Raw genomic sequence first — 13017 nt, 5'->3', positions numbered from 1 at the left:
CTCGCGTCTGGAAGTCTTACTGCTTTTCTTTTCCGGCCGGCGCATCAGGCTTTATTACGTCCGCCGTTATGCTGAATTCCAGTACTTCTTCTCCGGATACATCCCGTGCCGATTCTAATCTTACGTTTTCCAGAAACGGCTGGTTTCGCAGGGCGAAAAGAAACCTCCCCGCCGCTTCCAGACTGACAGACCGCCCCGTAATTTTAACTTCCTGTTCCCGGTTTATCTCCAGCCCTGTCAGCCATACTTCCGGCGGAATTGCATCACTCAAAGTCATCAGCAGCTCCGACCATTTTTGATGACCTTTAACGAGTTTTTCCAGCTCCGTCTTTTGTTGACGAAAGCTGTTTAGTTTCTTCTCCTCCTCTTTCACCGTTTCTTCCTGTTGCCGGTAAAAAGCGACCTCTTTTTCTATTTCCGCCAGGCGCTTTTCCAGCAACCATGTATGCACCAGGAGAAACAAATATGCAGAAAAGATAAGCATAAATACCGAGATCAGGGCTAAAACCGGCTTGGACCGGACCAAAAAAATCCGCTTGTTGGAAGGCCTTAACTCCTGCGGAAGCAAGTTGATAGACGCCATAATCTTTTATCTCTCCCTTAAGGCCAGCCCTGCCGCCACTGCAAATTCCGGCCCCAGCGAAAATGGGCTGGCAATCTCCGCCGGTAAATCAAGTTCTAAACTGAAATGATCCTTTATACCTTCAAGGTAGGCTCCTCCGCCTGTCAGCCATAACCTGACCGGATTAAAACCGCCTCCACCCTGGGAACGGTAAAAATCCACGGAACGCCGCACTTCCTGGATTAGGTCTACGGCGCGGTTTAAACCGGAAGACAGGGTGCCCCCTACCAGTTGGCGGCAACCTACTCTAACTGCCCGGCTGAAAAGAAGCCGGTCCCCTCGAGCCAGCACCACCTGGCTCCACTGCTCACCCAGGTCCAGGATGATGGATTCCTCTTCTCCACCGGTGGTTCCCAGGGCGCGGCACAGGGCTGCGGGTATGAGGTCTAAAGCTTCCAGCTCAAGACCGGCTTCCTGAAAAAGGTGATAATACTGGATTACCTGTTCTCTGGGCGCTGCCGCCAGCAGGACCAGCATCTGGCCGGGCTGGCCGGCCGGCTCCTCATCCAGTATGGCGAAATCTATCACCATATCCTGGGTCCCCACGGGAAGATAGCGTTCCGCCTCATACTGTAACCCGGCCCGCAAGTCCTTTTCCGGCATGCGGGGCAGGCGCAGGTAGCGCACAACCACCCGCTCACCGCTAACGGCGCCCACTGCCTTCCGGCCCCGCCAGCCTGTTTCCTGTACCGCTTCGGCCAGGGCGGCTACCATTTCCGTTATATTATCCCATCCGCCGGCAGGAGCAGAAACCGCCCCTTTAGCCAGCAGGCAGTCTCCCTTTACCACCGCTACTTTAATCCGGGCAGTCCCCAGATCCACCCCCAGCAATCCTTTCTGCCCCCTCAACCTAAGCCAGTTCACTTTTTGACCTCCAATCTTTCAACATCGCGCGGTTGATCGAAAACTTTAAAATACCTATTGCTCGCTCCAGCTTTCAATTTTAATGCCTGTGGGGCTGCTGCCGCCGCCAAAAGCCAATCCAATTAATTCCGGACGGCTGTCAATCAGATCAGGGTCACAAATTATTGCAGCTCTGCCATTTATATCCAATATCCGCGCTATTATTCCTCCGTAAATTCTAGCGGACCCGTGAACCCTTAACGCACCGCTGGTTATGATCAAAGCATCAACCGAAGCACTACCATTTACTTTCACACCACCGTCGGGGTTTAATGAAATAAGAACCAGTAAATCACTGCCGGGGTTTTCAGCTGTAAGTGATGAAGTGACCTCTATATCTCCCGTCGCCACGATAACGGCATTTCCTCCGTATGTACCGGAGATTTCACCGTTTCCCTCCACAAAATACACGCCGCTGTAATCGGTCTGTGAAAAAGACTTTGTATAATTCTTCTTGCCATCCTCATCACTGTAATACTGGTTGGTTTTAACGGCCTGATCCCGGTACCATTCTTCGTCTAATTCCGGAAAGGGCGGAATATCGGAATAGTTTTCCTGGACATCACAGTCATACAGGCTCATACTCCCTTTAGTATCAATATAACCTGAAGCATATATGTCAAAGCCGTTAATTGCAGCCGAACCATTAATTTGAAGATTTCCATTAATATAAAATACCGGCCTGGATTTCACTGAAGCACTTGATAAAATAACACTACCGTTAAGTTTTTGTATATAATCCCGGTCCTCCGGTAAGAGGCTGACACCTTTAAGCAATTCTGACGGGCCGCCGGAGGTATAAACCCGCGCCCTTACGACCAAAGTCCTACGGGCATTATTAAAAGCTCCCACGGAAGTTATCTTCACACCGGTACCGGGTCCTCCCGGAATTTCTTCGACGGTTACCCTTTCAATGCTGCCGCCGGCATAAGGTACCATCAGAGGAAACCTGCTCCAGAAACCCGATGGATTCTGCTTTATAATCACCAAGGCCCTCTCCACGCCGGCGTCGGCTGCGTAGTATGCCTGCAGGCGGTTTCGCTGCCTGGCTGCTGTCTGCCGGTGGCTGGCAGTCAAAGTTACTGTGGCGCTGCCGAGTATAACCACCACCATCAGCACAAGCATGACCAGGACGAGGGCCTGTCCCTGTTCAGCGCCCCGCACCCCCTGCATAACGGTATTCCGCTGCAAACCCCGGCACCTCCTCAGTCAAGGGCCCTTACCCTGACGGAAGTAGTTATCCTGACCTCAGGTCCGCTGCCCTTCCGCCCGGTGAGGGTGATCTCAACCCGGCGGACTTTTTTGAGCTCCTCACCGGACAATTGACCTTCCAATCTATGGTCATTTTCATCGTAGTATGCCAGCTGAAAAGCCGTCACATGGCCGGCCGCCGGGTCTTTTTTCCCGTCCAGTTCGCGAACCAATCGTTTTTGGGCGGAATCCAGGTAATAATATATATACTTCGTAGCATTATCCGAATCTCCCCCCGGTTCTATAACAGCCAAACCTATCCTCGATTCCCCGGCTTCGACCAGTTCCCGGGCGGACCTTATTTCCCCGCTCATCCTTTCCAAGGCGATGCGCAGGCTTTCCTGAACATCGACTCTTGCCTCATCCTTATGCCAGGACAGCACCGCCTGCTGATATAAGGCCAGTGCCGCTCCCACCACCAGGCTGAAGATGGACACTGCCACGACGACCTCTACCAGGGTAAAACCGCGCTCCCCCGCGCACCTGCCCGTCATTTCCAGTCACCCCTGTCCATTGTCAGGGAGACGACCTCCTTGCCGGTGGCGGCTTCGTAAATTTTAATCGTTATCGTTTTTAAGTTTTTTTCATCATTTTCGATGACGGCAAGCCGGTAAGTATATTCCGGATAACCGGTAAAGGGACGCGGCGGTTGATTAGGATCTACCGGTTCCCCTGACTCAAGACTTGCATAGGGCCTGTTTTTCAATTCCTCCAGCTTACCCTGGGCCAGATTTACGGCCGTTATCAGGTCGCGCGACTCGGCCGTCCAGCGCGCGCCGTGGATAAATGCGGTCATCAAGGGAACAATAGCAGCCACGAGAATCAGAGTGGCTATTAACACCTCTATCAGGGTAAAACCACTGTTATTCGTGTCATCCCACTGACTGCTTTTTCCCCCAACTTTTCGTGCCGAAATCACTTACCCGCACCCTCCCTTAACGATAAAGGCGTTTCTCCTGCAGTGTTACCGGATTTCGGGTGATCCGCCTTTCCTGGCCTCATGTACCCCGCTACGGCACCGCGCCGACTAGAACAGAAAAACCTGCCTGTACCAGTTAATAATATGCCAACCCCAGAGGATCGCTGCAAGCGCGCCCGCTGCAATAAAGGGGCCAAAGGGAATAGCATCCTTCCGCCCCTTCAACCCGAGCAGCAGGAGAGCGGCCGCTGCCAGACCGCCGGTAACCACAGCCAGAAACAGGGCTAGAGCCGCCAGCGGCCATCCGAGAAAGAGCCCCGCTACCGCGGCCAGCTTTACGTCGCCGCAGCCCATCCCGCCTTTACTAAATACGACAACAGCAAATAAAAATCCTGCTCCCGCCGCGCTTCCCGCCAGAGACGACCATACTCCCACATCCCGGGCCGCAAACCCCAGAATTGCGGCTCCCGCCAGCCCGGCCAGTACAAGGCGGTCCGGGATCAGGTAGTGTTCCAGGTCGATAAAGGCGGCCGCTATCAAGACGGCACCGAGAAAAAGATACTTGGCCAAGGCCGGTGTGGGCCCGTAACGATAAAACAGCGCGGCAAACACCGCGCCTGTCAACAGTTCCACCACAGGATACCGCGGGGAAATTTGCGTCCCGCAGTAGCGGCACCTCCCCCGCAGGGCGAGGTAACTTGCCACCGGCACGAGATCGTACCAGGCCAGCACCCGCCCGCAAGCGGGGCAATGGGATCGCCCCCAAATTACCGTCTCTCCCCGCGGCAGGCGGTAGATGACCACATTCAGGAAACTACCGGTGATAAGACCCAATAAGAAGAAAAAAACTCCCATCAAAAGCATACTTCCCCTTTTGGCGAATTCCTATTAGATAATTTTATAAGTACTATGTAAGTCCTAACTCTACCCTACCGGCATACTATGATGGCAATGAACACCAGAAGCTCCATCAGAGTGAAAGTCATTTTCTTGTCTGTTGAACTACGTTGTTACGCAGCACTATTTGTTAATATTTAGTCTTTCGAGATTGTGATTTTGACAGTATAGGTATTGCTAGAACCCGTTTCCTCTACTTTTACTATATCATCGCCAAGGTCAGTTTCCATGCTATTTGCAGCTTTTTCTGGGACAGAATCAAGTTCAAGATATCTTTCCGAACCATCATTTTTAAAAGTGTATTTCCCGCCCCACGGGTTCTTTGTCGGCCAGCGATCCAGGTAGGGGCCGTTCCAATGTTTATATTCTGGATCGTTGTCTTCATCAAACGGATTGCTCACAAGTCCAGGATCCGTTCCATCTGCATTATCCTCTGGCCACTTTCCAATATCCGCATAAAAATTCATTGTCGCAGCCTTAATCGATTTATAATCTGCCTCCGCCGCCACTACCTTGCTCTTCTCGATGGCATTGAAGGCGCTGGGAAGAATTATGGCAGCCAGGATGCCGATGATGGCGATAACCACTAGAAGCTCCACCAGGGTAAAGCCGCGCTGGTCTTTGACTTTTTTCCAAATGGATTTCCACATAATAAATAACGCCCCCCTATAACACATTTGGTTTTATGAACATGATGGTTCAGAGTACGTCACTGTTTTTTCGCCGATTTCCGACCCCCCTTCATTATCACATATTATCCTATATTTCCAAGTATCTGGAAGTACGGCAGCAATATGGAAATCACAATGAATCCCACTGCCGCGCCCAGCACGACGATCAATATAGGCTCTATCAAGGCAGACAGGCGGCGGACGGTCTCTCTGACTTCACGATCGTAAAAAGCGCTGATTTTCCCAAGAAGAGAGTCGAGGGCACCGGTTTCCTCGCCTACGGCGATCATTCCAATGATCATTGGATGAAAGAGGCCGCTCTCCTCTAGCGGGCCCGCGATGCCCTTCCCATCCCTGACACTTTCCTGTGCCCGCGCTACCGCTTCAGCTACCACCCGGTTGCCCACCGTTCGCCGTACTACATCCATGGCCTGGAGAATCGGAACCCCGCTTCGCAGTAGCGTGCCCAGAGTACGGCTGAAGCGGGAAAGGACAGCCTTCTGGTAGAGCGGGCCAAATACCGGCAGTTTCAGCAAAATGCCGTCCAGGCGGTATCTGGCACTCTCTGTTTTGAGGACACGGTAAACCACGTAAGCCAGAATACCTGTAGCAAAGATCAGGATTAACCATCCCCGCCGGAGAACTCTGCTGACGCCCATCACGACCCGGGTTGGAAGCGGCAAGGGAACTCCCAGCGCGTCCAGCATGTTTTGAAAAGCCGGAAGCACGAAGGTCAGTAAAACAATCAAAACCGCTAAAGCTGCCGATACAACTATAGCAGGATACATGAGAGCCGACTTGACCTTCTCCTCAAGCTCGTGCTCGCGTTCCAGGTGGGCAGCTAACTCTTCGAGGGCCTCATCGAGGGATCCTCCTACCTCAGCCGCCTCTACTGCATGCACCATGACTGGAGGGAAAATCCCCTGCGACCGCCCCAGCGCTTCGTGAAAAGTCCCGCCTTCTTCGAGGCTTCTCAAAATCTCTTCGATGCTCCGGCGCAATGCTTTATTTTCAGCCTGGCTGGCCAGGATTTGGAGGGCCGGGACGATTGGAAGTCCGGCCCCCAGCATGGTGGCCAGTTGCCGGCAAAAAACCGAGAGATCTCGCTTTCCAATACGGCGTAAAAAAGTGCGTTCTGAATTTATGGCAAACCACCCACGCACAGGGCGAACTTCCACGATAAACAAGCCCTTATCCCTTAACTGCCGGATAACGGCCGCCTCATTTTCCGCTTCTACAGTACCTACCACCGGTTGACCTAAAGTATCGCGAGCGCGAAAACTGTAAATCGCCATATCTCCACCTACACTGCCGTAAAAACACGCACGGGCTGCTTGGAAGAACGATTTCATACCGTTCCCCGGCAGCCCGGCGGCCAATAGGCATTTTCACCCTTAGGCCCGTAGCTTTGCGCCCCCGGCTTTCACCGGGTTTGCCCTTTACAGGGTGTTTATAAATTATTTCGGCAATATTATCCAAATTCCTTCTTGATTTGGCATAAATCCAGGTTAATTATTCCCTTTTCCCGCAATTGCCTGAGCGACATTTCCATGGTTTGCATTCCGAAACGGCTGCCCGTCTGCATCAAAGAAACAATCTGGTGGGTTTTCCCTTCCCTTATAAGATTGCGCACAGCAGGAGTAGCAATTAGAATTTCAACCGCCACCACCCGTCCTTTGCCATCAGCGCGGGGCAGCAGTTGCTGAGTAATAACCCCGGTCAGAGTATCCGCCAGCTGGATTCTGATCTGGTTCTGCTGGTGCGGGGGAAAGACGTCTATAATTCGGTCAATGCTCTGAACGGCACTGCCGGTATGGAGGGTAGCCAGCACCAGGTGCCCGGTTTCCGCCGCAGTAATGGCCGTGGCTACTGTCTCCAGGTCCCGCATCTCGCCTACCAGAATAACATCGGGGTCCTGTCTCAGGGCAGCCCTCAATGCGCTCGCAAAGGAAGGAGAGTCGCTCCCAATCTCCCGCTGGTTCACGATACTCTTTTTGTGCTGGTGCAGGTACTCTATAGGGTCCTCCAGCGTAATTATATGACAGCTGCGCCGCTCGTTAATTCGGTCGATCATAGCCGCCAGCGTAGTGGTCTTACCGCTGCCGGTAGGCCCGGTAACCAGGACCAGGCCGTGGGGCTGGTCGGCCAGCTCACCTACCACCGGGGGTAGCCCCAGTTCGTCAAGGCTGCGAATAACCTCGCCTACCAGGCGGATAGCCACCCCTACGCTGCCGCGCTGGTAAAAAATATTCACCCGGAAACGCCCCAGTCCTGCTATCGAGTAGGCCAGGTCCAGTTCCTTTCGCTTAATAAATTCTTCCCATCTATCGGCCAAAATTTCCCTCGCCAGCGCTTCAGTATCAGAAGCAGTCAAAGGAGGACACTGCCCCTGAGGTTCGAGCCTTCCATGTTGCCGGAAGACCGGCGGTAAACCCACCGTCAAATGTATATCCGAAGCCCCTTTTCTTACCGCTTCTGCCAGAATTTCCTGTACGTGCACCAAAATTACCACCCGGCCTTTACTTGTAAAAATAGTTTCTTAATATCCGCCCAAGGATACGCGGATGACTTCTTCCACAGTGGTTAATCCCTGGCCGGCCTTGAGCAGCCCGTCCTCCCGCAAGGTAACCATTCCACCGGCAACGGCGGCCTTTTTTATCTCCGTGGCGGGCGCTTTGGCAGCCACCAAGGCGCGGATCTCATCGGTCATCACCAGGATTTCCTGAATAGCCGTCCTGCCCTGGTATCCTGTGAAATTGCACTGCTGGCAGCCGCGGCCCCGGTAAAACTTTTTCCCTGCGCTTTCACTCAGGAAGGCGTAGGACGCATCGCCAGGTACCGGCTCGTAGAGTTCGCGGCACCGCGGGCAGATGAGGCGCACCAGGCGCTGGGCTACCACACCGATAAGGGAAGAATTGACGAGAAACGGTTCTATCCCCATATCCAGCAGCCTGGTTACCGCTCCGGCCGCGTCATTGGTGTGCAGCGTGCTAAAAACCAGGTGACCCGTTGTAGCTGCCCGGACGGCTATATCAGCTGTCTCCCTGTCGCGGATCTCCCCTACCATTATAATGTCAGGGTCCTGGCGCAAAATAGCCCTCAAGCCCGCTGCAAAATCCAGGCCGACTTTCGGGTTCACCCGCACCTGATTGATGCCGGGCAAAAGGTACTCCACAGGATCTTCTATGGTAATTATATTTTTTTCCGGGGAACTCAAGGCGTTTAAAGTGGCGTAGAGAGTAGTGGTCTTGCCGCTGCCGGTGGGACCGGTGATCAAAATCATGCCGTAGGCGCTGTGTATCATACTTTCATACTGCTCCCTGGCGGCTGCGGAAAAGCCCAGACTATCGAGAGTAAGAAGCATGTTTGCTTTATCCAGTATACGGAGCACAACTTTTTCGCCGTAAACAGTAGGCATGGTGGAAACGCGCAGGTCAATGCTGCGCCTTTCCAGCGTTACCTGGAACCGGCCGTCCTGCGGCAGCCGCTTTTCGGCGATATCCATACCCCCCATGATTTTGATTCGTGAAATCAGACTGCTAAGTACGCCCGGCGGCAGGCGCAGTACTTCCCGTAAAAGCCCGTCCACCCGGAAACGCACCAGCACGGCCCCTTCCTGAGGTTCGATATGAATATCGCTGGCCCTGGAGTGTACCGCCTGAGCAATCAGCCGGTTCACCAGCTGAACTGCCGGCGCGCCTTCCATACCAGCCTGCGCCGCAACATCCAGGTCGAAAGAGTCCCGCCCTGCTGCGGAGGCGTCCACCGCTGTCATCTCTTCCAGACCGGCCATGGCCTGGCTCTCCAGGGAAGGCTGCCAGAAACGGGACAAGGCAGCTTCAATCTCTCGTTCCGAGGCGATGGCCGGTATAATTTCCAACCCCGCAGCCAGGCGCAGGTCGTCCAGGGCTGTAAGGTTTAAGGGGTCCGCCATGGCCACCAGCAACCTGTTCCCGTCCCGGCGGACAGGTACAGCCATATAGCGGCGAGCCAGGCGTTCCGGTATCAGCTGTACCACTTCGGGTTCCAGCTGGTAATCCTCCACTACCACTTTAGGTATACCCAACTGAAATTCCAGGACCTCCAGGATGTCTTTCTCGCTCACATAGCCCAGGCGCACCAGTATCTTGCCCAGGCGCTCCCCGCTCCGCTTTTGTTCATTTAAGGCCTTCTCCAGCTGTTCGGGGGTAATCATACCCGCCTTCACCAGCAAGTCCCCCAGCCGCCGTTTACCTTCCACCCATGCCACCTTCTTCCATTGTGTGAAACTATATTGCCAAAAAGTCATAATATTAATTAATATTAATTATATCATGCATATGAGCCCATTACTATACAAACTCTCTTATTTACAAAGCAGGACCTCTGCCTAAACATCCAAAGTCTGCTATGGTAAAGTGTTGATCTTGACATATATATCTCAATATTGTAATATTTGAATATATGAGAGTAAATCCAAGGTCAGGTGGTGAACAGTTTGTCACTGCTGGAAACATACCGCACCGACCCCAAATTGTTCGAAGAGAAGGCGGAATTATTAAAAGTTATAGCCCATCCGGTACGGCTTTGCATTGTACGGGGATTGATGGCGCAAGAAAGCGCGAACGTCACCCAAATACAGACCTGCCTCGACATGCCGCAATCCACCATCTCCCAGCACCTGGCCAGGCTGCGGGCAGCCGGGATCATCGAAGGCCGGCGCGAAGGCGTAGAAGTCTACTACTCGGTGGTCAATGAAGACGCCAAACGAATAGTCAAAGCCCTGTTTCCATAATTATTATTAAACAGTAAGGAGCAGGGAAAAAGTTTTTAACACATATATCTAATATTCTATATATATAAATATATTGGGGGTAGATTGATGATGGGCAAGAAAGTGCTGATAGTGGGGGGTGTAGCCGGAGGAGCCAGCGCCGCCGCACGGCTTCGCCGGCTGGACGAAAGTGCGCAAATCATTATGTTTGAGAGGGGAGAACACATCTCTTTTGCGAACTGCGGCCTGCCCTACTACGTGAGCGGAGTAATCGCCGAGCGCGAAAAACTCCTGGTGCAGACCCCGGAAAAATTTAAGGCCCGCTTCGGCGTCGACGTCAGGATCAACAGTGAAGTCACGCGGATTTTCCCGGACAAAAAAGAAGTCGAGGTGCAGGAAAAAGGCGGCCACACCTACCGTGAATCTTACGATTATCTTATCCTCTCTCCCGGAGCCGCACCGGTGCGTCCGCCCATTCCCGGGATCGAGGCCGAAAATATCTTTACCGTGCGCAACATCCCGGACATAGACAGGGTGAAACAATTCGTTGATCAGCAAAAGCCGGCTCGTGCCGTAGTGGTCGGCGGCGGGTTCATCGGCCTGGAAATGGCGGAAAACCTTCACACCCGCGGCGTCAAGACCACCATCGTGGAAATGATGGACCAGGTGCTGGCACCGCTGGATTTTGAAATGGCGGCCCTCGTTCACGGCCATATCCGGGCTAACGGCATTGAACTGGTGCTGAAAGACGGGGTAAAATCCTTCATCACCGAAAATTACCGGGCGAATGAGGTGGAGCTGCAGAGCGGCCGCCGCATCCCTTCGGATATGGTGATTCTTGCTATCGGCGTCAAACCCGAAGTGAAACTGGCTAAAGAAGCGGGCCTCGAGATCGGCGAGCGGGGCGGAATAAGGGTAAACGAAAAACTTCAGACCTCCAACCCTTACATTTTCGCCATCGGCGACGCTATCGAAGTTAAGGACTTTGTGACCGGCACCTATACTTTAATCCCCCTGGCGGGTCCGGCCAACAAACAGGGACGGATCGTGGCCGATGTCATCGCCGGGCGGGATGCAAGATACGAAGGCACCCAGGGTACTGCCATAGTCAAGGTATTCGACTGCGTGGCGGCATCCACCGGTGCCAACGAAAAAACCCTAAGGAAGCTCGGGATACCCTACGCCGTTTCCTACACCCACCCGGGTTCCCATGCCGGCTACTACCCCGGTGCCACCACCATGTCCATTAAATTGATATTCGATCCGCAGAGCGGTAAAATTCTTGGCGGGCAGATCGTGGGTTGCGACGGAGTTGACAAGAGGATCGATGTTATCGCCGCCGCCATCCGCCGGGGCGACACGGTCTTCGATCTGCAGGAACTGGAACTGGCCTACGCACCGCCTTTCTCTTCCGCCAAAGACCCGGTGAACATGGCGGGTTATGTGGCCGGCAATATCGTAAACGGCGACGTATCCGTCATTCACTGGCACGAGATCGATAAACTGGACCGCAGCAGGACGTTGCTGGTGGACGTGCGCACCCGGTTGGAGCACGAACTGGGCCATATCGAGGGCTCCATCAACATCCCCGTGGATGAGCTGCGCAGCCGCCTGGCGGAACTTCCGAAAGACAGGGATATCGTAATATACTGCCAGGTGGGCCTGCGGGGATACATCGCCTGCAGGATTCTCACCCAGCACGGGTACACCCGGGTTAGAAACCTGAGCGGCGGCTGGAAGACCTATAAAGCCGCTGCGGAAGAGAAAAAAAGGCTGGGATCGCAGCCCCCCGTTACAGCAGCCCCGGGCCCTTCGGGAAGCGGCCAACCGGCGGTTCAGGCAGGCGTGAACGAGACGGCCGTCACGGGCGAGACCGTAAAGCTGGACGCCACCGGCTTACAGTGCCCAGGCCCCATCGTCCAGGTTTTCCAACATATGAAAACCCTGAAGGAAGGCACCATCCTGGAGGTGACCGCCACCGATCCAGGATTCCTCAGCGACATTCGCTCCTGGTGCGAGACCACCGGCAACGAGCTTTTAAAAGCCGAAAAGCAGGGCAGTGTTTACGTAGCCTGCATCCGCAAGGGGCTCGAAAGCGCACAAGGAGGTGCCGCCCCGTCCACCTGCTGTTCACCGGCTCCTTTAGCAAAATCCGCCGAAGAGAAAACCATGGTGGTCTTCAGCGGGGACCTGGACAAAGCAATAGCCGCCTTCATCATCGCCAACGGCGCCGCCTCGATGGGCAAACCGGTGACCATGTTCTTCACCTTCTGGGGGCTTAACATCCTGCGCAGAGATCAATATGTACCCGTTAAAAAAGGCTTTATGGACAGGATGTTCGGCATGATGATGCCCAGGGGAAGCAAAAAGCTGCCGCTTTCCAGGATGAACATGCTGGGGATGGGCCCGCGCATGATCCGCATGGTGATGAAGAAAAAGAACATCTCGTCGCTGGAAGAATTGATAGCCCAGGCCCGGCGCCTCGGCGTGAAGCTGGTGGCCTGCAACATGTCCATGGATGTAATGGGAATCAAGCGCGAGGAACTGATCGACGGAGTGGAGATAGGCGGCGTGGCCACCTTCCTCAATTCCGCCGAAAAGTCGAATATGACGCTGTTTATATGATGACAGAAAGGCGGGCATGCGCCCGCCTTTTCCTTTTATGTGCGCCCGGCATGGGCGTTAACTCGGTGGTGAAAGTCCACTGCAGGCGAGGCAGCACTAGCCCGCTAGCCGAAGGCAAGGGTGTCCACTGCGAGGTGGAATCTGAAGGAAGTTGGAGGCAAAGCCACGGCCTGATGAACAAGAACCCCATAGGAGGCTAGACCGTTCGGATGAGCTGGCATAACACAGCGAAATCCCAGGCTGCCAAGGGGCGGTAGAGTATATGGGGCGGGCGCGGGGCGAAGGTTAACGCTCTTACCCGGGGAGGCCTGCCGGTAACGCCAGGTAAAGCTGGTAACCCGTGCTGAAAGGCACAGCTGAACCGGCAGGAGTCAGC

Annotated in this window: 14 protein-coding genes and 1 riboswitch; of the genes, 3 read left to right on the top strand and 11 right to left on the bottom strand. The window is 54.0% G+C overall.

Going from position 1 to position 13017, the window contains the following annotated elements; all coding sequences use genetic code 11:
• Window positions 1-16 precede the first annotated feature (16 nt).
• From LZ11_RS07525 to LZ11_RS07480, 10 genes are all read right to left on the bottom strand, one after another.
• Window positions 17-583, bottom strand: coding sequence for a PilN domain-containing protein (locus LZ11_RS07525; protein ID WP_148867287.1), 567 nt, complete (start codon window positions 581-583; stop codon window positions 17-19).
• Between the two features lie 6 nt (window positions 584-589).
• Entirely contained in the window at window positions 590-1486 is an 897-nt protein-coding gene (gene pilM, locus LZ11_RS07520; RefSeq protein ID WP_148867286.1) for a type IV pilus biogenesis protein PilM, read from the bottom strand.
• Window positions 1487-1540: 54 nt separating this feature from the next.
• A complete protein-coding gene (locus LZ11_RS07515; RefSeq protein WP_148867285.1) occupies window positions 1541-2716 on the bottom strand; it encodes a PilX N-terminal domain-containing pilus assembly protein in 1176 nt (391 codons plus the stop codon).
• Window positions 2717-2730: 14 nt separating this feature from the next.
• The gene (locus LZ11_RS07510) at window positions 2731-3270 is read right to left on the bottom strand and encodes a type II secretion system protein (RefSeq protein WP_148867284.1); all 540 of its coding nucleotides are present in this window, start codon (window positions 3268-3270) and stop codon (window positions 2731-2733) included.
• Complete coding sequence (locus tag LZ11_RS07505) at window positions 3267-3695, bottom strand: type IV pilus modification PilV family protein (RefSeq protein WP_148867283.1); 429 nt, start codon at window positions 3693-3695, stop codon at window positions 3267-3269. Before LZ11_RS07505 ends, LZ11_RS07510 begins: the two co-directional genes overlap by 4 nt.
• Window positions 3696-3803: 108 nt before the next feature.
• Window positions 3804-4550, bottom strand: a complete 747-nt coding sequence (locus LZ11_RS07500) for a prepilin peptidase (RefSeq protein WP_148867325.1) — start codon at window positions 4548-4550, stop codon at window positions 3804-3806.
• 179 nt (window positions 4551-4729) lie between these two features.
• Complete coding sequence (locus LZ11_RS07495; RefSeq protein WP_148867282.1) at window positions 4730-5242, bottom strand: prepilin-type N-terminal cleavage/methylation domain-containing protein; 513 nt, start codon at window positions 5240-5242, stop codon at window positions 4730-4732.
• 104 nt (window positions 5243-5346) lie between these two features.
• Complete coding sequence (locus tag LZ11_RS07490; protein WP_246110751.1) at window positions 5347-6615, bottom strand: type II secretion system F family protein; 1269 nt, start codon at window positions 6613-6615, stop codon at window positions 5347-5349.
• 7 nt (window positions 6616-6622) lie between these two features.
• Window positions 6623-6710, bottom strand: a riboswitch (cyclic di-GMP riboswitch).
• A 24-nt stretch (window positions 6711-6734) separates the two neighbouring features.
• Window positions 6735-7763 (bottom strand): type IV pilus twitching motility protein PilT, encoded by a 1029-nt coding sequence (locus LZ11_RS07485; protein WP_170240329.1) that lies wholly within the window; start codon window positions 7761-7763, stop codon window positions 6735-6737.
• Window positions 7764-7802: 39 nt separating this feature from the next.
• The gene (locus tag LZ11_RS07480) at window positions 7803-9503 is read right to left on the bottom strand and encodes a GspE/PulE family protein (protein ID WP_148867280.1); all 1701 of its coding nucleotides are present in this window, start codon (window positions 9501-9503) and stop codon (window positions 7803-7805) included.
• A 225-nt stretch (window positions 9504-9728) separates the two neighbouring features.
• Between LZ11_RS07480 and LZ11_RS07475 the strand changes: the two genes are divergently transcribed.
• The 3 genes from LZ11_RS07475 (at window position 9729) to LZ11_RS12365 (ending at window position 12841) form a co-directional block, all read left to right on the top strand.
• Window positions 9729-10037, top strand: a complete 309-nt coding sequence (locus tag LZ11_RS07475; protein ID WP_425473436.1) for an ArsR/SmtB family transcription factor — start codon at window positions 9729-9731, stop codon at window positions 10035-10037.
• A gap of 90 nt (window positions 10038-10127) precedes the next feature.
• Window positions 10128-12641, top strand: coding sequence for an FAD-dependent oxidoreductase (locus LZ11_RS07470; protein ID WP_148867322.1), 2514 nt, complete (start codon window positions 10128-10130; stop codon window positions 12639-12641).
• 50 nt (window positions 12642-12691) lie between these two features.
• Window positions 12692-12841, top strand: coding sequence for a hypothetical protein (locus LZ11_RS12365; RefSeq protein ID WP_170240328.1), 150 nt, complete (start codon window positions 12692-12694; stop codon window positions 12839-12841).
• Here the strand turns inward: LZ11_RS12365 and LZ11_RS12520 are convergent.
• The coding region (locus tag LZ11_RS12520) for a hypothetical protein (RefSeq protein WP_222927214.1) at window positions 12838-13017 on the bottom strand (180 nt) is incomplete at its 5' end. The two genes, LZ11_RS12365 and LZ11_RS12520, sit on opposite strands and share 4 nt — an antisense overlap.

Source organism: Thermosediminibacter litoriperuensis, assembly GCF_008124715.1.
In the GTDB taxonomy this organism is placed as follows: Bacteria; Bacillota; Thermosediminibacteria; order Thermosediminibacterales; family Thermosediminibacteraceae; genus Thermosediminibacter; species Thermosediminibacter litoriperuensis.
Note: the sequence above shows the minus strand (reverse complement) of the source record. Positions and strands in the feature narration are given on the sequence as shown.

Coding starts and splice junctions, on each gene's coding strand:
- LZ11_RS07525 (WP_148867287.1), bottom strand. CDS start 583: ATGGCGTCTATCAACTTGCTTCCGCAGGAGTTAAGGCCTTCCAACAAG.
- LZ11_RS07495 (WP_148867282.1), bottom strand. CDS start 5,242: ATGTGGAAATCCATTTGGAAAAAAGTCAAAGACCAGCGCGGCTTTACC.
- LZ11_RS07490 (WP_246110751.1), bottom strand. CDS start 6,615: ATGAAATCGTTCTTCCAAGCAGCCCGTGCGTGTTTTTACGGCAGTGTA.
- LZ11_RS07470 (WP_148867322.1), top strand. CDS start 10,128: ATGGGCAAGAAAGTGCTGATAGTGGGGGGTGTAGCCGGAGGAGCCAGC.
- LZ11_RS07510 (WP_148867284.1), bottom strand. CDS start 3,270: ATGACGGGCAGGTGCGCGGGGGAGCGCGGTTTTACCCTGGTAGAGGTC.
- LZ11_RS12365 (WP_170240328.1), top strand. CDS start 12,692: ATGGGCGTTAACTCGGTGGTGAAAGTCCACTGCAGGCGAGGCAGCACT.
- LZ11_RS07500 (WP_148867325.1), bottom strand. CDS start 4,550: ATGGGAGTTTTTTTCTTCTTATTGGGTCTTATCACCGGTAGTTTCCTG.